This is a genomic window from Cellulosimicrobium sp. EB106-03-01-XG111 (genome assembly GCF_058792115.1).
Map to the genome: position 1 here is coordinate 1 of NZ_JBYTEQ010000011.1, position 21,377 is coordinate 21,377.

The 21,377-nt window shown below is 75.4% G+C and carries 18 protein-coding genes and 1 pseudogene; 8 read left to right on the forward strand and 11 right to left on the reverse strand.

Annotated features, from left to right (window positions below; translation table 11 throughout):
• Positions 1 to 158: 158 nt before the first annotated feature.
• The 5 genes from AC3WT4_RS11390 to AC3WT4_RS11410 all read right to left on the reverse strand — a co-directional run bounded on the left by AC3WT4_RS11390 (position 159) and on the right by AC3WT4_RS11410 (position 7,006).
• Entirely contained in the window at positions 159 to 1,232 is a 1,074-nt protein-coding gene (locus AC3WT4_RS11390; RefSeq protein ID WP_492315472.1) for a carbohydrate ABC transporter permease, read from the reverse strand.
• Complete coding sequence (locus AC3WT4_RS11395; protein ID WP_286185861.1) at positions 1,229 to 2,194, reverse strand: carbohydrate ABC transporter permease; 966 nt, start codon at positions 2,192 to 2,194, stop codon at positions 1,229 to 1,231. Before AC3WT4_RS11395 ends, AC3WT4_RS11390 begins: the two co-directional genes overlap by 4 nt.
• A gap of 161 nt (positions 2,195 to 2,355) precedes the next feature.
• Positions 2,356 to 3,756 (reverse strand): ABC transporter substrate-binding protein, encoded by a 1,401-nt coding sequence (locus tag AC3WT4_RS11400; protein ID WP_492315473.1) that lies wholly within the window; start codon positions 3,754 to 3,756, stop codon positions 2,356 to 2,358.
• Positions 3,757 to 3,876: 120 nt separating this feature from the next.
• Complete coding sequence (locus tag AC3WT4_RS11405) at positions 3,877 to 5,643, reverse strand: glycoside hydrolase family 13 protein (protein WP_492315474.1); 1,767 nt, start codon at positions 5,641 to 5,643, stop codon at positions 3,877 to 3,879.
• Between the two features lie 331 nt (positions 5,644 to 5,974).
• Complete coding sequence (locus AC3WT4_RS11410) at positions 5,975 to 7,006, reverse strand: LacI family DNA-binding transcriptional regulator (protein ID WP_074807803.1); 1,032 nt, start codon at positions 7,004 to 7,006, stop codon at positions 5,975 to 5,977.
• 132 nt (positions 7,007 to 7,138) lie between these two features.
• Here AC3WT4_RS11410 and AC3WT4_RS11415 point away from each other — a divergent pair, with 132 nt between their 5' ends.
• The 5 genes and pseudogenes from AC3WT4_RS11415 to AC3WT4_RS11435 form a co-directional block, all read left to right on the forward strand.
• Positions 7,139 to 8,929 (forward strand): beta-N-acetylhexosaminidase, encoded by a 1,791-nt coding sequence (locus tag AC3WT4_RS11415; RefSeq protein ID WP_492315475.1) that lies wholly within the window; start codon positions 7,139 to 7,141, stop codon positions 8,927 to 8,929.
• The gene (locus AC3WT4_RS11420; RefSeq protein WP_492315476.1) at positions 8,926 to 10,578 is read left to right on the forward strand and encodes an N-acyl-D-amino-acid deacylase family protein; all 1,653 of its coding nucleotides are present in this window, start codon (positions 8,926 to 8,928) and stop codon (positions 10,576 to 10,578) included. Before AC3WT4_RS11415 ends, AC3WT4_RS11420 begins: the two co-directional genes overlap by 4 nt.
• Positions 10,579 to 10,630: 52 nt before the next feature.
• Positions 10,631 to 11,995 (forward strand): alanine racemase, encoded by a 1,365-nt coding sequence (locus tag AC3WT4_RS11425; protein ID WP_492315477.1) that lies wholly within the window; start codon positions 10,631 to 10,633, stop codon positions 11,993 to 11,995.
• A gap of 62 nt (positions 11,996 to 12,057) precedes the next feature.
• A complete protein-coding gene (locus tag AC3WT4_RS11430; protein WP_492315478.1) occupies positions 12,058 to 12,465 on the forward strand; it encodes a RidA family protein in 408 nt (135 codons plus the stop codon).
• A gap of 172 nt (positions 12,466 to 12,637) precedes the next feature.
• A pseudogene (locus tag AC3WT4_RS11435) lies at positions 12,638 to 13,558 on the forward strand (AAA family ATPase); the annotation flags it as partial.
• Positions 13,559 to 13,872: 314 nt separating this feature from the next.
• Here AC3WT4_RS11435 and AC3WT4_RS11440 read toward each other — a convergent pair.
• The 3 genes from AC3WT4_RS11440 to AC3WT4_RS11450 all read right to left on the reverse strand — a co-directional run bounded on the left by AC3WT4_RS11440 (position 13,873) and on the right by AC3WT4_RS11450 (position 16,557).
• Positions 13,873 to 15,075: a glycerate kinase gene (locus AC3WT4_RS11440; protein WP_492315479.1), complete on the reverse strand. Its 1,203-nt coding sequence runs from the start codon at positions 15,073 to 15,075 to the stop codon at positions 13,873 to 13,875.
• Between the two features lie 124 nt (positions 15,076 to 15,199).
• Positions 15,200 to 15,727, reverse strand: a complete 528-nt coding sequence (locus AC3WT4_RS11445; protein WP_492315480.1) for a MarR family winged helix-turn-helix transcriptional regulator — start codon at positions 15,725 to 15,727, stop codon at positions 15,200 to 15,202.
• Between the two features lie 68 nt (positions 15,728 to 15,795).
• Positions 15,796 to 16,557, reverse strand: a complete 762-nt coding sequence (locus AC3WT4_RS11450; RefSeq protein ID WP_043655243.1) for an isoprenyl transferase — start codon at positions 16,555 to 16,557, stop codon at positions 15,796 to 15,798.
• Positions 16,558 to 16,825: 268 nt separating this feature from the next.
• On the opposite strand from AC3WT4_RS11450, the gene trhA reads away from it, so the two are divergent.
• Complete coding sequence (gene trhA, locus AC3WT4_RS11455) at positions 16,826 to 17,599, forward strand: PAQR family membrane homeostasis protein TrhA (RefSeq protein WP_400113363.1); 774 nt, start codon at positions 16,826 to 16,828, stop codon at positions 17,597 to 17,599.
• 20 nt (positions 17,600 to 17,619) lie between these two features.
• Here trhA and AC3WT4_RS11460 read toward each other — a convergent pair whose 3' ends face one another.
• The 3 genes from AC3WT4_RS11460 to mca are packed head-to-tail and all read right to left on the reverse strand — an operon-like array spanning position 17,620 to position 19,813.
• Complete coding sequence (locus tag AC3WT4_RS11460) at positions 17,620 to 18,426, reverse strand: carbon-nitrogen hydrolase family protein (protein ID WP_492315481.1); 807 nt, start codon at positions 18,424 to 18,426, stop codon at positions 17,620 to 17,622.
• A gap of 2 nt (positions 18,427 to 18,428) precedes the next feature.
• Positions 18,429 to 18,875, reverse strand: a complete 447-nt coding sequence (locus AC3WT4_RS11465; protein WP_074807821.1) for a hypothetical protein — start codon at positions 18,873 to 18,875, stop codon at positions 18,429 to 18,431.
• A complete protein-coding gene (mca, locus tag AC3WT4_RS11470; protein ID WP_074807824.1) occupies positions 18,872 to 19,813 on the reverse strand; it encodes a mycothiol conjugate amidase Mca in 942 nt (313 codons plus the stop codon). Before mca ends, AC3WT4_RS11465 begins: the two co-directional genes overlap by 4 nt.
• A gap of 208 nt (positions 19,814 to 20,021) precedes the next feature.
• Between mca and AC3WT4_RS11475 the strand changes: the two genes are divergently transcribed.
• Positions 20,022 to 20,456, forward strand: a complete 435-nt coding sequence (locus AC3WT4_RS11475; RefSeq protein ID WP_074807826.1) for a DUF4307 domain-containing protein — start codon at positions 20,022 to 20,024, stop codon at positions 20,454 to 20,456.
• Positions 20,457 to 20,785: 329 nt separating this feature from the next.
• On the forward strand, positions 20,786 to 21,268 hold the full coding sequence (greA, locus tag AC3WT4_RS11480) for a transcription elongation factor GreA (RefSeq protein ID WP_021483866.1): 483 nt from the start codon (positions 20,786 to 20,788) through the stop codon (positions 21,266 to 21,268).
• The last annotated feature ends 109 nt before the right edge of the window (positions 21,269 to 21,377 follow it).

Below are 21,377 nucleotides of genomic sequence, written 5' to 3' on the forward strand. Positions count from 1 at the left end.
CCCCCCCCCCCCCCCCCCCCCCCCCCCCCCCCCCCCCCCCCCCCCCCCCCCCCCCCCCCCCCCCCCCCCCCCCCCCAACCCCGTGTTCGACGGAGAGGTGGGGGCGGAGAGGGGGCGGAGAGGGGGCGGAGGGGTGGGGCGGGGGCAGAGCGCTGGGGTCAGCCCTTGACCGCTCCTCCGAGGCCGGCGCCCTGGAGGAACATGCGCTGGAAGACGAGGAACAGGCCGACGGGGATGAGGGTCGAGATCGCGAGGGCCGCGAGGAAGACGCCGAGGTCGGTCGACGCCTCGATGGACGGCAGGCGCACGGACAGCGGCTGGATCGCCGGGTCCTTGAGCACGAGCAGCGGCCAGAGGAAGTCCTTCCAGGCCGCGATGACCGCGAAGACCGAGACGACGCCGACGATCGGTCGCGACATCGGCAGCACGACCGACCAGAACAGCCGGTACGGCCCGGCGCCGTCCATGCGCGCGGCCTCGAACACCTCGCGCGGGAGGCTGTCGAAGAACCGCTGGACGAGCAGCACGTTGAACGCGCTCGCGCCCGCGGGAAGCCACACGGCCCAGAAGCTGTTGATGAGCGAGCGACCCAGCAGCGGCGGATCGAGGATCGTCAGGTACAGCGGGACGAGCAGGACGATCGCGGGGACGAACATCGTCGACAGCACGAGCGCCTGCACGACCTTCCCGTACCGCGGGCGCAGCACGGACAGCGCGTAGCCGCCCGTCGTCGCGACGAGGATCTGCGACGCCCACGACCCGACCGCGAGCCAGATCGTGTTGAGGAAGTACCGGCTGACCTGGACGTCGTTCCACGCCTTGTCGAGGTTGTCCCACGCGATGCCGTTCGGGAAGACCGCCATCGGCGTGCGCAGGATGTCCTGCGTCGGCGTGACGGCGTACTTGGCGAGCAGCAGCATCGGGCCGAGGCCCGCGACGACGAGGACCGCGAGCAGCAGGACGTGGGTCGTGCCCATGCCCCACCGCACGGACGGACGGCGCCAGTCCGCCTCGGAGAGCGCGCCGCGGTCCTCGACGCCGTCGAGCGCCCTCCGGCGGCGGGCGCGCAGCCGACGGCGGTCCGCCTCACGACGCGTGCGGCTCGCCTCGGCGGCGCGGCGGGCGGCGTCCGTCCCGTCCGGGGGGCCCGCGGGCGCGCCCTCGGCCGTCGCTGCGGAGTCCTGCGAGACGACGCCGATCTCGCTCGGGTTGTCGGTGGGCGAGAGGGTCATGACGTGCTCCAGGACCGGGTGAGCCGGAAGTAGAGGACCGAGAAGACGGCGAGGACGGCGGCGAGCATGATCGACAGCGCGGTCGCGGCCCCGTAGTCGCCGCCCAGGCTGTTCTGGAAGGCGTAGCGGTAGATGAGCAGCAGGATCGTCAGGGTCGCGTTGTTCGGCCCGCCCCCGGTGAAGAGGTAGGGCTCGAGGAAGACCTGCGCCGTGCCGATCACCTGGAGGATCAGGGTGATGAACAGGACGCCGCGCAGCGCGGGCAGCGTGACGTGCCAGATCTTGCGCCACAGCCCGGCGCCGTCGACCTCGGACGCGTCGTAGAGCTCCGGCGGCACGCTCGTGAGCGCCGCGAGGTAGATGATGATCGTCCCTCCCGCGCCGGCCCACGTGGCCGCGAGCACGAGCGAGGGCATCGCCGTCGAGGCGTCCTGGAGCCACGGGTACGGGCCGAGCCCGACCCAGCCGAGGATCGTGTTGAACACGCCCGTCGGGCTGCCGTTGTAGAAGAACTTCCACAGCAGCACCGCGACGACCGGCGGCACGACGACCGGCAGGTAGGCGAGCGCGGAGTACAGCCCGCGCGCCCGGCGGACCTCGCGCATGAGCACCGCGGCGACGAGCGGGATCGGGTACCCGAACAGCAGCGCGAGGAACGCGAAGTAGAGCGTGTTCTGCACGGCCTTGCCCAGGAGCGGGTCGCTGAGCACCTGGCGGAAGTTGTCGAGCCCGACGAACGTCGGGTCGCTCACGAGGTTCGTCTCCTGGAAGCTCATGATCACCGCGCGCACGATCGGGAACCACGAGAAGACGCCGAAGATCAGGATCAGCGGGAGCAGGAACACGAGGTTGCTCAGGCCGCCGCCGCGGAACCACGTCACGGGGCTGCGGCGGCGGCCGCCGCGGTCGGCCCGCGCGTGCGAGGCGGGTCCCCGTCGCGGCGGGGCGGTGGTGGCGGTCACGGGCGGACGTCCTTCGGTGCGGTGGGAGGTGCCCGACGACGCGAGGTGCGTCGCGCCGTCGGGCACCGGCGGGATGCGGGTCGGCCGGCAGGGGGCGCCGCCGGCCGACCCGGGTCTGCGGGCCGGGGCGCGCGGACGGTGCCCGCGCGCCCCGACGGGCGTCAGCCCTGGTCGAGCAGGGTCTGCGCCTCGGTGTTCGCCTGCTCCAGCAGCGCGTCCACGTCGGCGTTCTCGTCGGTGAGGACGGCCTGGACGACGGGGTCGAGCAGGGCGTAGATCTCCTGCGTCTTCTGCGACGGCTCGCCCACGAGCGGGAGGTCGAACATCGTGTCCGTGTAGCTCGTCATCTGGTCGAGCGGGACGTTGATGTAGTCCTTGATCCACTCCTGGTTCTGCTGGTACTGCTCCGGGGAGAACATCGGCAGGACCGGGGTGCCGACGGGCTGGTCGTTCGCGACGAGCGTCTCGGCGTCGGCGACGGCGCGCTTCTCGTCGACGAGCTTGCCGAGGTAGAAGAAGTCGATCCACTTGATCGCGGCCTCCTTCTTCGCCTCGTCCACGTCCGCCGGCATCGCGGCGAGCGTGCCGCCGGTGAGGACGCCCGCGTCGTCGCCCTCGAGCGGCAGCGCCGCGAGGCCGTAGGTGGCGGGGTCGATCGCGTTCGTCTGGACGAGCGACGTGAAGACGTCCGAGCCCGACGTGTACATGGCGACCTGGCCCGCGGCGAACGCCTGGTTCATGGTCCCCCAGTCGAGGAGGAAGTTGCTCCCGAGGGAGTTGTCCTCCCAGCGCATGGCCTGGAGCCACTCGAGCGCTTCCTTGGTGCCGTCGTTCGTGAGCGTCGAGGTGGCGGTGCCGTCGTCGGCGACCTCCTGCGTCCGACCGCCGCGCGCGAACGTGTTGACGGTGAGCTGCCAGCCGCCCGTGTTGTTCTGCGACATCTGCATGTAGCCCGCGACGCCCGGGTTGGCATCCGCGATCTTCTTCGCGTCCTCGCGGACCTCGTCCCACGTGGTCGGCGGCTGGTCGGGGTCGAGACCGGCGGACTCGAACAGCTCCCGGTTGTAGTGCAGGCCCACGCCGTACACGTTCTTCGCGGGGATCGCGTAGACGTGGCCGTCGGAGCCCGTCCCGGCCTCGAGGATCGCCGGGTTGAACTTGTCGGCGTACGGCAGGGTCCGGAACTGCTCGTCGAGGTCGGCGAGCTGGCCGTTCTCGACGAGCGTCTTGGCGTCGGTGAAGGGGATCTCGAAGACGTCGGGCAGCGTGCCGCCGGCGAGCTGCGGGGCGAACGTCGTCGCCTTCCACTCGTACTCCTCCGGCTGCACGTCGATGTCCGGGTTCGCGGCCTCGAACTCCTCGACCTGCGCGTTGAAGGCGTCGATCGCCTCCTGCTCGGAGCCCGGCAGGAGGGACACCACCTTGAGGGTGACCTTCCCGTCGCCGCCCGAGCCGCTGCTCTCGTCGTCGCTGCCCGAGCCGCCGCTCGAGCACGCGGCGAGCGTGCTGAACGCGAGCGCCCCCGCGAGGGTGAGGGCGGTCGCCTGACGTGTGGACTTCATCGTCGCTCCTGGGTTCCGGTGGTGCTGGGTGGTGGGTTACGGGGTGCTGGGTGCTGGGTAGCGGGTGCGGGTCGTGGGGCCGGGGCCCCACGGCCCGGGTTCTCGTGACGGTCGCCGCGGTCAGGCCCAGAGCCAGACGGCGGTGTCGGTGGGGAGGTGCGCCAGGCTCGGCGCGTCGTCGGCGCGGGACGCGCTCCCGGGCGCGTCGCTGCGCAGGAGGACCTCGGCGTCCGCGGGCAGCGGGACGTCGTCGGGCCCGAGGTTGACGACGCACGCGACCGCGCGCCCGTCGCCGTCGCGGGGAGCCTCGCGGACGAAGGCGAGGACGTCGTCGCCGAGCACGACCCCGCCGAGGGAGTCGAGCCAGCGGAACCCGCCGGCCCGGAGCGCGGGCTCGGCCCGGCGGGTCGCGAGGACGCGCCGGTAGAGCGTGAGCACCGAGGTCTCGTCGCCGGTCTGCGCCTCGACGGAGAGCTCGCCCCAGCCGTGCGGCTGGGGCAGCCAGGGCGGCGCCCCGCCGTCGGGCCCGAAGCCGTGGCTCGTGCCGCCGCGCGTCCACGGGAGGGGGACGCGGCAGCCGTCGCGGCCCGGGTCGACGCCGCCGGACCGCGCGTGCATCGGATCCTGGATGGCGTCGAGCGGGAGGTCCTCCACCTCGGGCAGGCCGAGCTCGTCGCCCTGGTAGAGGTACAGCGAGCCGGGCAGCGCGGCGGAGAGCAGCGCGGCCGCGCGGGCCCGACGCCGTCCGGTCGCCAGGTCGGTCGGCGTGCCGAACCGCTTGGTGGCGAACGCGAACGAGCTGTCCTCGCGCCCGTAGCGCGTCACAGGGCGGGTCACGTCGTGGTTCGACAGGACCCAGGTCGCCGGGGCGGCGACCGGGGCGTGCGCGTCGAGCGTGGTCTGGACCGACTCCCGCAGGGCCTTCGCGTCCCACGGGCGGGCCATGAAGTCGAAGTTGAACGCCGTGTGCATCTCGTCGGGGCGCAGGTACCGGGCGAACCGCTCCCGGTCCGCGAGCCAGACCTCCCCCACGAGGACGCGCGGCTCGTCGTACGCGTCGGCGACGGCGCGCCACCCGCGGTAGATGTCGTGCAGCTCGTCGCGGTCGACGTGCGGGTGCTCGCCCGGACCGGGGTGGTCCGGGACCTCGGGCAGCGCCGGGTCCTTGACGAGCTGCGCCGCCGAGTCGATGCGGATGCCCGCCGCGCCCCGGTCGAACCAGAACCGGAGGATGTCCTCGTGCTCGCGGCGCACGTCGGGGTGGTCCCAGTTGAGGTCGGGCTGCTCGGGCGCGAACACGTGGAGGTACCACTCGCCGGGCGTGCCGTCGGGGTTCGTCGTGCGCGTCCACGTGCCGCCCTGGAACTCCGAGACCCAGTGCGTCGGGACCTGCGACCCGCCCTCCCCCCGGCCCGGGTGGAACCAGAAGCGCTCGCGCTCGGGCGACCCGGGGCCGGCCGCGAGGGCCGCCCGGAACCACTCGTGCTCGGACGAGACGTGGTTCGGGACGACGTCGACGATCGTGCGGATGCCGAGCTCCCGGGCCTCCGCGATGAGCTGCTCGGCCTCGCCGAGCGTGCCGAACTGCGGGTCGATCGCGCGGTAGTCGGCGACGTCGTAGCCGCCGTCCGCGAGCGGGGACACGTACCAGGGGGTGAACCAGATCGCGTCGACGCCGAGGTCGCGCAGGTAGCCGAGGCGCTGGCGGACGCCCGCGAGGTCGCCCGTCCCGTCGCCGTTCCCGTCCGCGAAGCTGCGCACGTACACCTGGTAGATCACGGCGCTGCGCCACCAGTCGGGCGACGAGGCCGCCGGCCGTGCCGCCCCCGCAGGGGCTGCGTCGGGGGTGGGCGCGCCGTCGGCGGCTCGGGGGTGGTCGTTGCTCACCGCGTCCTCTTCCGTGAGTGCGTGGCCTGTGGTCGGGGCGGTCGCCCCGTCGGTCGGCGCACGGCGTTCGATGCCGTCCGGGAAGTTCCCGGGACGGCCGTCGTGCACCGGGTGCCGACCGCGCCGTCGGGCATGACAGTAACTAGTCGACAGCATGCGCGCAAGAACATGACAACAGCGTTATCGAAACGCTATCTAGAGTCGTCGGTACTGCGACGAAGCCGTCGGCGGGCAGAGGGACGCAGCGGCCACGGCACGGACGGACGACGAAGGCCCCGGTCCGGCGCGCACGAGGCGGCCGGGCCGGGGCCCCGGAGGAAGAGGGGTGCGGTCAGGCGACCGTCGCGTCACGACCCGTCGTGCGCGCAGCGGCCGTCGAGCCGCGCACGACGAGCTCCGGCTCGAAGAGCAGCTCGTCGCGGGAGACGTCGGCGCCCGCGATCATGCCGGCGAGCAGGTCGACGGCCGCGCGGCCCATCGGCTCGATGGGCTGCCGCACCGTCGTCAGCGCCGGGTCCGTCGAGTTCATGAGGTTCGAGTCGTCGTAGCCGACGACCGAGACGTCGGCGGGCACGTCGAGCCCCGCGCGACGCACGGCGCGGACCGCACCCAGCGCGAGGGGGTCGCTCGCGCACACGATCGCCGTCGCACCGGCCTCGAGGAGCCGGTTCGCGGCGGCCTGACCGCTCTCGAGCGAGTACTGGCTGTGCACGACGAGCGCCGGGTCCAGCGCGTGGCCGTGCCGCGCGGCGAAGGCCTGCGCGGCGGCGAGCTTGCGCTCGGACGGCACGTGGTCGGCGGGGCCGAGGAGCAGGCCGACCCTCTCGTGGCCGAGGGACAGCACGTGGCCGAGCGCCTGGTTCATCGCGACGAGGTCGTCGCACGAGACGCGCGGGAAGTCGAGGTCCTCGACGGAGGCGTTCATGAGGACGACCGGGAGCCCCAGCTTCTCGAGCCGGCGGAAGTGCGCGTGGTCGGCCTGGCGCTCGGCGTAGAAGCCGCCCGCGAAGATCACGCCGGAGACGTGCTGGCCGAGGAGCAGGTCGATGTACTCGGCCTCCGTCACGCCGCCCGCCGTACGGGTGCACAGCACCGGGGTGAACCCCTGCTGTGCGAGCGCGCCCCCGATGACCTCGGCGAACGCCGGGAAGATGGGGTTGACGAGCTCCGGGAGCACGAGCCCCACGAGGCGGCCGCGCTCCCCGCGCAGCTTGGTGGGCCGCTCGTAGCCGAGCACGTCGAGCGCCGTGAGCACCGCGTCCCGCGTCGCCTGGGAGACGCCGGGCTTCCCGTTGAGCACGCGGCTCACGGTGGCCTCGCTGACACCGACCTTGGTGGCGACCTCCGCCAGACGTCTCGACATGCCGTCGACTATACGTCCGACTGCAAGCGGCTTGCGTGATCTTCCCAGGCACGAACGCACGCTTGCGGCAGCGTCGTCGGCCCGTCCACAGCCGGGTAGGAGCGCACCGCGCGGGCCCGCTAGGCTCGTTCGGTGTCCTTCCAAAAGGTGCCCACCTCGTCCACGACGGACCCCGCCGGGATCCTCCCTGCCCCGGTGACGCTCGAGCCCGGCGCCGGGACGACCGTCGTCGCGGACGGGACGTCCGTCGTCGCGGACCCCGCCCTGCACCCGGCGGCGCGCAGGTGGCGGCGCGTCACCGAGGACGCGTTCGGCCTCGACCTGATGCCCGCCCCTCCGGGCACCGTGCCCGCCGACGGCACCCCGTCCGTGGTCTTCGCGCTCGACGGCGACCTCCCGCCGTCGGGCTACCGCCTCGCCGTCGACGAGGACGGCGTGCGGGTCGGTGCGGCCGACCTCGACGGCGCGCACGCCGCCGCCCAGACCCTGCGCCAGCTCGCCGGCCCCGCCGCGTTCCGTCGCGCGCCCGCCGCGCCCGCCGCGCCCGGCGCGAGCGGCCGCGCGACGCTCGCGCTCCCCCACGTCGCGATCACCGACCACCCCCGGTTCGCGTGGCGCGGCGTCCTGCTCGACGTCGCGCGCCACTTCCTGCCGAAGGCCGACGTCCTGCGGTTCGTCGACCTCGCCGCGGCGCACCGGCTCAACGTGCTCCAGCTCCACCTCACCGACGACCAGGGGTGGCGCGTCGAGATCGCGCGCTACCCCCGGCTCACCGAGGTGGGGGCGTGGCGGCGCGAGTCGGGGCTCGGCACCTGGCGCGCCGGCGTCGCCGACGGCCGTCCGCACGGCGGCTTCTACACGCAGGACGACCTGCGCGAGATCGTCGCGTACGCGCGCGAGCGCGGCGTCACCGTCGTCCCGGAGATCGACGCGCCCGGGCACGTGGAGGCGGCGGTCGCCGCGTACCCGGAGCTCGGCACGCGCAAGCGGCCGCACGAGGTCCGCACCACGTGGGGCGTGAGCACCGAGGTGCTCGACCCGTCGGAGGAGTCGCTGACGTTCTTCGAGCACGTGCTCGACGAGGTGCTGGAGATCTTCGACGCGCCGTTCGTCGCGATCGGCGGCGACGAGGTGCCCACCACGCTGTGGCGCGAGAACCCCGCGATCGTCGCGCGCGCGCAGTCGCTCGGGCTCGACGACGTCGGGGGGCTGCACGGCTGGTTCCTCGCGCGGCTCGCCGAGCACGTCGCGTCCCGCGGGCGCCGGGCGGTCGTGTGGGACGAGGCCTTCGGCCCCGCGCTCCCGCGCGACGTCGTCGTGACGTCGTGGCGGGGCTGGGCCGTGGGCGCGGACGCGCTCGCGGCGGGCCACGACGTCGTCATGGCCCCCGAGCAGGTCGTGTACCTCGACCACCGCGGCGGCGACACCCCGGACGAGCCCGTTCCGGTCGGGTTCCTCACCACGCTCGACGACGTGTACGCGTTCGAGCCCCTGCCGGCCGAGCTCGCGGGCGCCGCGGCCGGTACGGCAGCCGGTCCCGCCACCGCTCCCGCGCCCGGCGCGCTGCTCGGCGGGCAGGCGGAGCTCTGGTCCGAGCACCTCGACTCCGCGCGCCGCGTCGACTACGCCGCGTTCCCGCGCCTCGCGGCGTTCGCCGAGGTCATGTGGTCCCCCGAGGCCGACCGATCCCCCGGGTCCCCCGCGGCGCGCGCGTTCCGCGAGCGCCTCGTCGCGCACCACCTGCCGCGCCTCGACGCGGCCGGGGTGGAGTACCGGCCGCTCGACGGGCCGCACCCGTGGCAGACCCGGCCCGGGGTCGCGGGCTGGCCGCGCGACCGCGCCGAGGAGCTCGCCGCGGGCGGCCTGCGCGGCGTCGGCGGCTGGGTCGAGGGTCGCGACGAGGACACGGGGGGCCCGGCATGAGCGCCCTCGTGGTGCGCGGCGCGCGCCTCGTCCTGCCCGACGGCGGCCCCTCCGCCCCCGTCGACGTCACCGTCCGCGCGGGCCGGGTCGAGGGCGTCGCACCGGCCGCGGCGACCGCTCCGGCCGGGGTCGACGTGCTCGACGCGGACGGCAGGCTGCTGCTGCCCGGGTTCGTCGACGCGCACGTGCACGGCGAGGCGGCCGTGCTCGACGACGACGTGCAGCTCGCGATGCTGCGCCAGGGCGTCACGAGCATCGTCGTCGGGCAGGACGGCGTGTCCTACGCGCCCTCGCCGCGCCCGGACACCGACGGCGGGCCCGCGGCGTCGGGCCTGCACGACGCCGCCGCCTGGGCGAGCGGGTACTTCGCGGCGATCAACGGCGAGCACCCGACGTTCCGCGGCGGGTCCGTCGGCGACCTCCTCGCCACGTACGACGGCACGACGCGCGTCAACGTGGGCTACCTCGCCCCGCACGGCACGCTCCGCTACGCGGTGCTCGGCGCCGCCGCGCGCCCCGCGACGACCGCCGAGACGGACCGCATGCTCGCGCTGCTCGCGTCCGCGCTCGACGACGGCGCGCTCGGCCTGTCGACCGGCCTGGAGTACGTCCCCGCGACGTACGCCGACGAGACCGAGCTCGTCGCGCTCGCGCGCGTGCTCGCGGCGCGAGGACTTCCTCACGTGTCGCACATGCGCGGCTACGAGGACCGGGCCGGGCCGGCGTTCGCCGAGCTCGTGCGCGTCGCACGCGCGTCCGGGGTCGCGACCCACGTCTCGCACTACCACGGCCCGGCCGCGGAGCTGCTGGGGTACGTCGACGACGCGCACGCCGAGGGTCTGGACGTCACGTTCGACTCCTACCCGTACCTGCGCGGCTGCTCGATCCTGTCGATGGTCTCGCTCCCGACGTGGCTCCCCATCGCGGACGTCAACGCGACCGTCGCGGCGCTCGCCGACCCCGCGGTGCTCGAGCGCCTGCACCGCGAGCACTTCCCGCACCTGGCCGACCTGTGGCCGCGCGTGACGATGGCCGCGGTCCCGACCGGCCCCGCCGCCGGGGCCCCGCCGGGCCCGGTCGAGGACCTGTCGTGGACCGAGGGCAGGACGCTGCCCGACGTCGCGGCGCGCCTGGGGCTGTCCCCCGCCGAGACCGCGGTGCGGCTGCTCGTCGCGACGCGCCTGCGCGCGTCGTGCGTGTTCGCCCAGCCGCCCACGAACTCCCCGGAGTCCGTCCGCGCCCTGCTGCGCCACCCCGCGCACGTCGGCGGGTCCGACGCGATCTACGCGCCGGTCGGGGGCGGCGGCCGCCCCCACCCGCGCGGGTGGGGCGCGTTCGCGCGCTTCCTCGCCCAGCACGTGCGTACGCTCGGGGACTGGACGTGGCACGACGCCGTCACGCACCTGTCCGCGCGGCCCGCCGCGCGCTTCGGGCTCGCCGGGCGCGGCGCGGTCGTCCCGGGGGCGGTCGCGGACCTCGCGCTCGTCGACCCCGACCGCGTGCGCGACGAGGCGACGTACGAGGACCCGCGCCGCCCGGCGTCGGGCGTGGACGACGTGCTGGTCGCGGGCGTGCGCGTCCTGCGCGACGGCGCGCTCACCGACGCGCTCCCGGGCCGCCCGCTGCGTCCGGGCGCACCGGCGGCGTGACCCGCGCCCTGCCCCCGTCCAGCACGAGAGCCCCGTCCCCGAGGAGGACCCCATGACCGGCACGACGCACGACGCCGCGCGCCCCGCACCCGACCGCCCCTGGGCGCGCGACGTCGTCGGGCCCCGGACCAAGGGGCTGCGGCTCCCGGCGGAGACCACCGTCGGGGACGTGCTCGCGGGCTCGCCGCGCGTCACCGACGGCGCGTTCTCCTGGCCGCTGCTCACGCTCGACGACGCGACGCTCGACCACAACGTCCGCACCGTCGCGCGCGTGTGCGCCGAGCGCGGGGTCGAGCACGCGCCGCACGTGAAGACGACGATGTCGCGCGCCCTCTACGCGCGCCAGGCCGCGGCCGGGGCGTGGGGCGCGACGGTCGCGACGCCGTCGCAGCTGCGCACCGTCCGCGACTGGGGCGTGCCGCGCGTGCTCCTGGCCAACGAGCTGCTCGACCCGCGCGAGATCGGGTGGCTGCGCGACGACCTGGCGCACGCCGAGGCCGCGGGCGACGACGGCGAGGTGTGGCTGTGCGTCGACTCCCCGCACGGCGTCGACCTGCTCGCCCGCGGGTTCGCCGACGCCCCGGCCGCCGTCCGCGCGCGCCTCGGGGTCCTCGTCGAGCTCGGCGTCCCCGGCGGGCGCACCGGCGTCCGCAGCACCGCCGCGGCGCTCGACCTCGCACGCGCGGTCCGCGCGTCGGGCCTGCGCCTGCTCGGCGCGACCGGGTACGAGGGCTCGGTCGCGGGCGGCACGAGCGCCGACGAGCTCGGCGCCGTCGCCGCCTGGTGCGAGGACCTGCGCATGCTCGGCACCGCGTTCGTGCGCGAGGGTCTCGGGGGCGTGGACGAGCCGCTCGTGCTGTCGGCGGGCGGCAGCTCGTTCCTCGACGTCGTGCTCGCCGGGCTGCCCGGCCCCGTCCCCGGCCCGGACGGGCGCGAGGTCGAGGTCCGCGTCGTCGTGCGCTCGGGCGCGTACGTCACGCACGACCACGGCTTCTACTCGCGCACGGACCCCTGGGGCCGCCTCCCCGGCGTCGAGCCGCTGCGCGGCGCCGCGACCGTCTGGGGGCAGGTGCTCTCGGTCCCCGAGCCCGGGCTCGCGATCTGCGGCGTCGGACGCCGCGACGTCTCGTTCGACATCGACCTGCCCGTCGCGCTCTGGCTGCGCTCGCAGTCCGACGACGGCTGGCTCGCCCCGCGCGAGCTCGCCGGGACGCGCGTCACCGCGCTCAACGACCAGCACCTCTACCTCGCGCTCGACGCGGGCGAGGCGACCACCGGCCCCGCGACCGCCCAGGTCCGCCCGGGCGACGTCGTCGGCTTCGGCATCTCCCACCCCTGCACGACGTTCGACCGGTGGCGCGTCGCCGCCGTCGTGCGCGGGGACGAGGTCGTGGACCTCGCGACGATCGACCTCTGACCCACCCCGACCCCGCACGACACCCAGGCACCCAGACACCCAGACACCCCGAGAGGACCCGCATGACCACCGAGAAGACCGCGATCTCCACCCCCGACGCCCCGGCCCCCGCGCACACGTTCCACCAGGGCGTGCGCAAGGGACCGTTCGTCCAGGTCTCGGGCCAGGGCCCCGTCGACCCGGCGACGAACGAGTACCTCTACCCCGGCGACGTCGCCGCGCAGACCACGCGCACGCTCGAGAACGTGCGCGCCATCGTCGAGGCGTCCGGCGCCACGTTCGACGACGTCGTCATGCTGCGCGTCTACCTCACGAAGCGCGAGGACTTCCCGGTCATGAACGACGCGTACGGCGCGTTCGTCGCGCAGCACACCACGAAGGGCGTGCTCCCCAGCCGCACCACGGTGTTCACGGGCCTGCCCCGCGAGGAGATGCTCGTCGAGATCGACGCCTTCGCGATCACCGACTGACCCCGCCGCGCGGCGCGCACCGCCGCCTCGTCGCGGACCGCGCCGGGTCCCCCGGGCAGCCGCGTGGGACCCGGCGCGTAGCGTGCCGCGCGGGAGGTGACCGATGCTCGCGACGATCGCGGTGGAGGGCTACCGCTCGCTGCGGAGCCTCGTGCTGCCGCTCGGGCGGCTCATGGTCGTGACCGGGGCGAACGGGACGGGCAAGTCGAGCCTGTACCGCGCGCTGCGCCTGCTGTCCGGGTGCGCGCTCGGCGGCGCCGTCGGGGCGGTGGCCCGCGAGGGCGGGCTGCGGTCGACGCTCTGGGCCGGGCCCGAGCAGGGCGGCCGGGCCGCGCGCGGGGGCGGCGCGGTGCAGGGCACGCGCCGCACGGCGCCCGTCGCGCTGCGCCTCGGCTTCGCAGGGGCCACCCCGGACGACCTGGGCTACGCGGTGGACCTCGGCCTGCCGCAGCACCCGGGGTCGGCGTTCGCCCTCGACCCGGAGATCAAGGTCGAGACCGTCTGGTCGGGGCCGGTCCCGCGCCCCGCGACGCTCCAGGTCGAGCGGCGCGGGCCGGCCGTCCGCGTGCGCGACGACGCGGGCCGCTGGCAGTCCTCACCCGCGCGCCTGCGCCCCTTCGACAGTGTGCTCACCGAGCTCGTCGACCCGGTGGGCGCACCCGAGGTCGTCGCGGTGCGCGAGCGACTGCGGTCGTGGCGCTTCTACGACCAGCTGCGCACCGACGCCGACGCCCCGGCGCGCTCGCCGCAGCTCGGCACCCGCACGCCCGTCCTCGCGCACGACGGCGCGGACCTCGCCGCGGCGCTGGAGACGGTGCGCGACCTGGGGCGCGGGGACGAGCTCGACGACGCCGTCGCCCGCGCCTTCCCGGGCAGCCGGCTCGCGGTGCACGCCGACGACGGCCGGTTCGAGGTCGCCTTCCACCAGGACGGGCTGCTCCGGCCGCTCACCGGTGCCGAGCTCAGCGACGGGACGCTGCGCTACCTGTTCCTCGTCGCGGCGCTGCTCTCGCCACGCCCGCCCGAGCTCCTCGTGCTCAACGAGCCGGAGACGAGCCTGCACCCCGATCTCCTGCCCGCGCTCGGGGCGCTCGTGCACGCCGCGGGTCGCGAGACGCAGGTCGTGGTCGTCACGCACGCGCCGCCGCTCGTCGAGGCGTTGCGCGACGCGGCCGCGTCGGGCCCGGCGGACCTGCCGGGCGCGGACGAGCTCGTCGAGGTCGAGCTCGTGCGGTCCCGGCGGACCTGCCGGGCGCGGACGAGCTCGTCGAGGTCGAGCTCGTGCGGTCGCCGTCCGGCGAGACGACGGTCGCGGGCCGCGAGGGGCTGCTCGACCAGCCCGCCTGGAGCTGGCCGAAGCGCTGAGAGCGGCACCACCCCGGGGAGTCGGCCCGGGGCGGTCGGTGGTCAGCGCCGCGACGCCACGTGCAGGCTCGTGACGGACGCGGCGAGGTCGACGAGGCGGGACGCCGTGCGGTCGAGCAGCTCGTCGAGCGCGATGGGCCCGGGGGCGATGCTGAACGCCGCGGCGATCCCGGCCTCGCGCGCCTGGTGGGCGGGCAGCAGCACCCGCCCCGCGAGCACGACGACCGGCGGGCGGTGCGGCGTCTGTGCCGCGAGGGCGCCCATCGCGTCCGCGACCTTCCCGTTGACGGACTGCGAGTCGAACGACCCCTCGCCCGTGACGACGAGGTCGGCCGCGAGGACCGCGGCGGGCAGCCCGATCGCCTCGGCGACGAGGCGCGCGCCCGGCTCGAGCTCGGCGCCGAGGACGCCGACCATGCCGGCGGGCACGCCGCCCGCGGCTCCCGCGCCGGCGAGCTCCGCCACGTCGACGCCGGTCTCCTGCACGAGGACTCCCGCCCAGCGCCGCAGCGCGTCGTCGAGGAACGCGACGTCCGCCGGCTGGGCCCCCTTCTGCGGCCCGAACACGTGCGCCGCGCCCCGCTCGCCGTGCAGCGGGTTGGTGACGTCGACCGCGAGGCGCCAGCGGACCTCGCGCGCCCGCGGGTGCAGGCCGGCCAGGTCGAGCCGTGCGACCCGCGCGAGGCCCTCCCCGCCGTCGGGCACGGGCACGCCGTCGGCGTCGAGGAGCCGCGCGCCGAGGCCGGTGAGGATGCCCGCGCCGCCGTCGGTGGACGCCGAGCCGCCGAGGCACACGATCACCTCGTCGACGCCCGCGTCGAGCACCGCGGCCGCCGCGGCGCCCGTGCCGCGGGTGTGCGCGTGCAGGGGCTGGAGCGCGACGTCGCTCACCTGCGGCAGCCCGCTCGCCTCGGCGAGCTCGACGACGCCCAGGCGGCCGTCGGCCGAGACCCCGTACCGCGCGGCGCGGGGACGGCCGATCGCGTCGACCGTGGAGACCTCCCGGGCCGGGACGCCCCACACGGCGAGCAGGGCCTCGAGCGTGCCCTCGCCGCCGTCGGCCATGGGGAGCTCGACGACCTCCGCGTCGGGGACGACGCTGCGCACGCCCGTCGCGACGGCGCGCGCGACGTCGGCGGCGCTGAGGCTGCCCTTGAACGAGTCGGGTGCGACGACGACGCGCAGCGGGCCGTCGGCGCGGGGCCCGGGGACGGGGTTCGGGGTGGTGCTCGGCGTTGAGGACACGCTCGCATCCTAGGCAGGCCGACGCGCGACGGCCCGCAGCGGAGGGGACGGACCGGACGTGTTCCGCGCCACAGCGCGCGGCGTGCGCGCCCGGCGTGCGGGGCGGGAGGCGAGAGGCGAGGACTCAGTCGCCCGGGGTGCCCGCGTCCCGTCCCGGCACGGCGTCCGGGATGTCCGGCTGGGCCGCGCGCAGCCGCTCGAGGAGCACGCCGAGCGTCGCGAGGTCGTCGTCGTCGAGCGCGCCGCCCACGTACGTCGCGATGGCGCGGGCGTGCGCGCGGCCGGTCGTGCGCTGGAGGTCCCGGCCCGCCGGGGTGAGGCGGACGAGCGTGCCCCGCGCGTCGTCGGGCGGGGTCGCCCGCTCGACGAGGCCGCGCGCCGCGAGCCGGTCCACCATGCGGCTCAGCGACGGCTGGCTGAGCAGGATGTACGCGTTGAGGTCGCGCAGCCGCATCCCGTCCTCGGGGCCCTTCGTCAGCGAGAACAGCACGTCGTACTCGCGCAGGGTCAGGCCGTCCCAGACCGGGTCGGACTGCAGCCGTCTCATGACCGCGACCTGGGCCCGGAAGAGGGACTCCCACGTCTCGACGGCGAGGCGCGCGCTCCCGGGGCCCGGCTCGGGGCCCGCGTCGTCGGCGTGGTGCTGCGTCATGTCGCCCCCGGACGGCTCGGTCGATGCGTTCGATGCGTTCGCATCGACCCTACCCGCCGGGCGACCGGTCAGCGGCCGAGCCGGCGTTCGCGCTGCGAGTACGCGCGCAGCGCGCGCAGGTAGTCGACGCGACGGAAGTCGGGCCAGTACGCCTCGCAGAAGTAGAACTCCGAGTGCGCGCTCTGCCAGAGCAGGAAGCCGCCGAGGCGCTGCTCGCCCGACGTGCGGATGACGAGCTCCGGGTCCGGCTGGCCCTTGGTGTAGAGGTGCTCCTCGATGTGCTCGACGTCGAGGTTCTCCGCGAGGTCCTGCAGGCGCGCGCCCGCGGCGGCCTGCTCGCGCAGGTACGACCGCACGGCGTCGGCGATCTCGTGGCGCCCGCCGTAGCCGATCGCGACGTTGACCTGGAGCCCGTCGACGGCGGCCGTGCGCTGCTGCGCGTCGCGCAGCGCCGCCGTGAGCCGCTCGGGCAGGAGGTCGAGCCGACCCATGACCCGCAGGCGCCAGCGGCCCGTCTCGGCGAGGTCGCGCACGGCGTCCTCGATGATGTCGAGCAGCGCCGACAGCTCCTCCTGCGACCGCGACAGGTTGTCGGTCGAGAGCATCCACAGCGTGACGACCTCGACGCCGAGGTCCTCGCTCCAGCCCAGGAACTCCGTGATCTTGTCGGCGCCCCGGCGGTGGCCGGTCGCCGTCGACTCCCCGAACGAGCGCGCCCACCGCCGGTTGCCGTCGAGGATGACCCCCACGTGGCGCGGGACGCTCTCGCGCGAGAGGGTCGCCGCGAGGCGACGCTCGTAGAGTCCGTAGACGGGGCGGGGCAGGCGCACGCTGGTTCCTCGGCGATGGGCGGACGGGGACGCCCGGCGGGCGCGCCCCGGTGCGGGGCGCTCGGGCCGAACCCGCACACGCTACCGCTCGTCCGTGCCCGGTCCGGCGGGCCGGGACCGGTCCGCGCGCCCCTGCCCAGGATCTTCACACCGGACGGGGAGCGCAGGGCGCAAACCTACGTTGCCGTAACTTACGATGGCGTAGGTTGGTGCGGGCGCCCCTGCACCGCCCTTTCCGTGCCCGGACTCATCACCCCGAGGAGACGTCGTGGACCGACCGACCGACCGCGACCGCACCCCGAGCGTGCCGCCCGCCCACCCGGGCCCGGCGCACGCACCCGGCACCGACGCGCTCGACTCCGTCCGCGAGAACGTGGGCGACGCGGTCGCGAAGGTCGCCGAGGTCGTCAAGCCACGCCTGCGCGGCTGGATCCACGCCGGGACGTTCCCCCTCGCGCTCGTCGCGAGCATCGTCCTCGTCGTCGTCGCGCCGCCCGTCGCCGGCAAGGTCGCGACCGCGGTCTTCGGCCTCAGCGCGTGCCTCCTGTTCGGCACGAGCGCCGTGTACCACCGCGGCACGTGGTCGCCCCGCGTCGCGGGCGTGCTCCGCCGCGCCGACCACTCGAACATCTTCCTCATCATCGCGGGCACCTACACGCCCCTCGCCGTGCTCCTGCTCCCCCAGCGGACCGCGACGATCCTGCTCGTGATCGTGTGGAGCGGGGCCCTGCTCGGCCTCCTCGCCCGGATCTTGTGGCTCGACGCCCCGCGGTGGGTGTACGTGCCCATCTACGTCGCGCTCGGGTGGGTCGCGGTGGGCTACATGCCCCAGTTCTGGACGACGACGAACGGCCCCGCGATCGTCTGGCTCGTCGCGGTCGGCGGCCTCGCCTACACGCTGGGCGCCGTCGTCTACGGCATCAAGAAGCCCAACCCCAGCCCGCGCTGGTTCGGCTTCCACGAGATCTTCCACGTGCTCACGGTCGTCGGCTACGGGTGCCACTACGCCGCGATCCTCCTCGCGGCGCTCGCCGCGCGCTGAGCGCCCTCCCGGGCGCGGGCTCAGTCCTTCGGGACGACGACGTAGCGCCGGTTCGCGAGCGACGGGTTGCGCTCGCGCACCGCGGCCAGCGCGGCCGGGTCGAGGTCCGCGCTGCGCAGCTCCGCGCGCTCGCCGAGCTCCAGGCCCACCTGGCCGTCGGGGCCGACGAGCAGGGAACGCCCGGTCACGCCCCGGCCCGCCTGCCCGACGGCGAGCACGACGGCGGTGTTCTCGATCGCGCGAGCCCGCGCGAGGGTGCGCCACTGGTCCGCCTTGAGCTCGCCCGCCGCCCACGCGGCCGGCACCACGAGCACGTCGGCGCCCGCGTCCACGAGGCGCCGCGCGCTCTCCGGGAAGCGCAGGTCGTAGCAGGTCATGACGCCGAACGTCAGGTCGCCGACCCGCAGGACGAGCGGCGGTGCGGCCGGGTCGCCCGCGTCGAGCCGGTCCGACTCGCGGTGACCGAAGGCGTCGTAGAGGTGCACCTTGCGGTACGTGCCCACCAGCTCGCCCGCGGTGTCCACCGCCACGACGACGTTGACCGCCCGGCCGGGGGCGCTGCCCGGCACGAGGGTCCCCGCCACGACCGCCACGCCGTGCTCGCGGGCGAGCCGGCGCAGCGTGCCGACGAACGGCCCGTCGAGAGGCTCGGCGTGCTCGGCGCCGGTGCCGCGCGGGTCGAACGCCGCGGCGTACTCCGGCAGCACGAGCAGGTCGGCGCTCACACGCCCCGCCTCGCGGAACGCGGCACCGACCGTCACGAGGTTCGCGGCGTGGTCGGCCGAGACCTCGAGCTGCCCGATCGTGACGCGGGCGCCCGTCGCCACGGTCAGTCCTGCCGCTCCGGGCCGCTGCCGGCCGGGCCGCGCCCGTCCGGCGTGGAGCCGTCGGGCGTGGAGCCGTCGGACGCGGCACCGTCCGGACCGGCGCCGCCCGGCGCGGAGCCGCCCGGCGTGGCGCCGTCCGGACCGGCGCCTGCGGAGGTCTCCGGGGTGGTCGCGCCGACCGGGCCGTCCGGGCCGATCCCCTGCGCGTCGGCGTTGTGCCGCATCCGCCGGAGCTGGCGCGAGAGCCCGAAGAACAGGGCCACGGTCGCGACCGCCACGGCGAAGATCGCGAGGAACCCGACGAGACCGGGCGACACGTCGTTCGGGTCGAGGTCCTCGCGCAGCGGGTCGTCCGACGGGCTCGGCGTCGCCGTCTCCGCGACGACGTCGGCCGCCCAGCCCGGGCCGCCCGCGAGCATCGGCACGTCGAGGAAGGGTGCCGCGCTCACGAGGCCACCTCCTCGCCCGCGACGAGCTCCCGCACGCCCGCGAACAGGTCGTCCTCCGGCAGGTCCGTCGGGACGCGCGACTCCGCGAGCTCGAACTCCTCGAACGGCCACACGTCGACCTCGAGGTCGCGCGGGATCGCGAAGAAGAAGCCGTCCGGGTCGATCTGCGACGCGTGCGCGATGAGCGCGGCGTCGCGCTGGGCGTAGTAGCGCGCCACGTGGACGCGCGTCGTGACCTCGCGCTCGGGGATCTCCCGCGCGGACCGCGACTCGACCCAGTCGCCGAACGGCGACTCCAGGCCCGCGCCCTGCATCGCCTCGTGGAGCGTGCGGATGCGGTTCATCGAGAAGTCGTGGTTGTAGTACAGCTTCAGCGGCGACCAGGGCGCCGCGCCGCCCTCCCGGCGGTAGCGCTCCGGGTCGCCCGCGGCGTGGAACGCCTCGAACGCGACGCGGTGGCACATGACGTGGTCCGGGTGCGGGTAGCCGCCCGACGGGTCGTACGTCGTGACGACGTGCGGGCGGAACTCGCGCACGAGCTCGACCAGCGGCGCGGCCGCCTCCTCGAGCGGCACGAGGCCGAACGAGCCCTCGGGCAGCGGCGGCAGCGGGTCACCCTCGGGCAGTCCCGAGTCGACGAACCCGAGCCACTGCTGCCGGACGCCGAGCGCGCGCGCCGCGGCGGCCATCTCGACGCGGCGCAGGGCGCGCATGCCCTCGATGTCCGCCGGACCCTCGCCGAAGCTCGGGTTGAGGATGTCGCCGCGCTCTCCCCCGGTGCACGTGGCGACGAGCACGTCCACGCCCTCGGCCGCGTAGCGCGCCGTCGTCGCGGCGCCCTTGCTGGACTCGTCGTCGGGGTGGGCGTGCACGGCCAGGAGACGGAGCGTCTCCGGCTGCTCGCGGTGGGTGGTCGATCCGGCCGCGGGTTCGGCCACTGGTCCTCCCGGGTGCGTCGTACGTCTCCTCGCGCGGCCTGGGACGCGGCACGGGACGCCGTGGGTGCACGACGAGGGCCGGGGCTCTGCGAAGATGGGTCGAGGACATGATCCACCACCGCGCCCACACCTGACGAACCGCCGGTCACCGCCGGCACGCCGCAGGGCAGCGACCGGGGCGCGGCGGCACCGACCACGGGACCGCACCATGACGAACGAGACCACCGCCCCGCAGCCGAGCCCGAGCACGCCCCTGCGCCCCCCGGCGGGCCGGTACGGGCCCGAGCCCACCGAGCGGCGTCGGCGCCTGGCCGTCGTCGGGATCGTGCTCGTCGCGGTCGTCGGGCTCGCGATCACGTTCGTCATCGGGATGCGCTACGCGAACGAACCCGTGCGCTTCAAGGACTTCGGGTACACCGTCGTCAGCCCGGAGCGGGTGGACGTCACGTTCGAGGTGTACATGGACCCCGGGACGACGGCGACGTGCACCCTCGACGCGCTCGCGGAGAGCTATGCGCAGGTCGGCACGGTCGACGTCACGGTCGGCCCCGTCGAGGTCACGGAGTCCCGCTACACCGTGAGCGTCGCGACGTCGGAGCTCGCCACGACGGGGATCGTCCAGTCCTGCCGCCCGGCTCCCTGAGCCGCCCGGCTGTCGTGCGGCCCTGCCGCTGCGCCGCTCGGCCCTCGCACCGCCGCACCGCCCTCGCCCGCGCCGTCGGCACCTCGTGCTTTGCTATCCTGAGGGATTCCCGCACCCGACCGCGTGCGGCCCGCGGCCGGCGCTCGTGACAGGCGACCGACCACCGGGCGACCCGGCGGTCCGGCGGGAACCAGTCCTCCGCGCTGCCACCCGGGCAGCGTCACCGACCCGGGCAGGCAGGCGCTCGCGTGAGCACGCGCCCCGGCTGCCCGTCCCTGCACGGCCGTGCCCGGCGCGACCGTCGAACCATGGAAAGGAAGGAGCGAACCGTGACCGACACCACCGTCACCTGGCTGACCCAGGAGGCGCACGACAGGCTGCAGGCCGAGCTCGCCCACCTGTCCGGCGAGGGCCGCACCGAGATCGCGGAGCGCATCGCCGCCGCCCGTGACGAGGGCGACCTCAAGGAGAACGGCGGCTACCACGCCGCCCGCGAGGAGCAGGCCAAGAACGAGGCCCGCATCCGCGAGCTCACCGAGAAGCTGCGCAACGTGCGCATCGGCACGCCGCCGGACGACGGCAAGGTCGAGGCCGGCATGGTCGTCACGGCCGTCGTCGCGGGCGACGAGATGACGTTCCTCCTCGGCTCGCGCGAGATCGCCGGCACGACGGACCTCGACGTGTACTCGCCGACGTCCCCGCTCGGTGCCGCGATCGACGGCAAGACCGTCGGCGACGAGACCAGCTACACCGCTCCGAACGGCAACGAGATCGCCGTGAAGATCACCGCCGCGAAGCCCTTCGAGGGCTGACGCGCCCCCGACGGCCCACGCCGCCGGGCGAGACGTGAGAAGTGGCCCCTCCGACACGTGTCGGAGGGCTGTCTCTTCTCCCCATCTGACGCTGCCGACGATGCCAAAT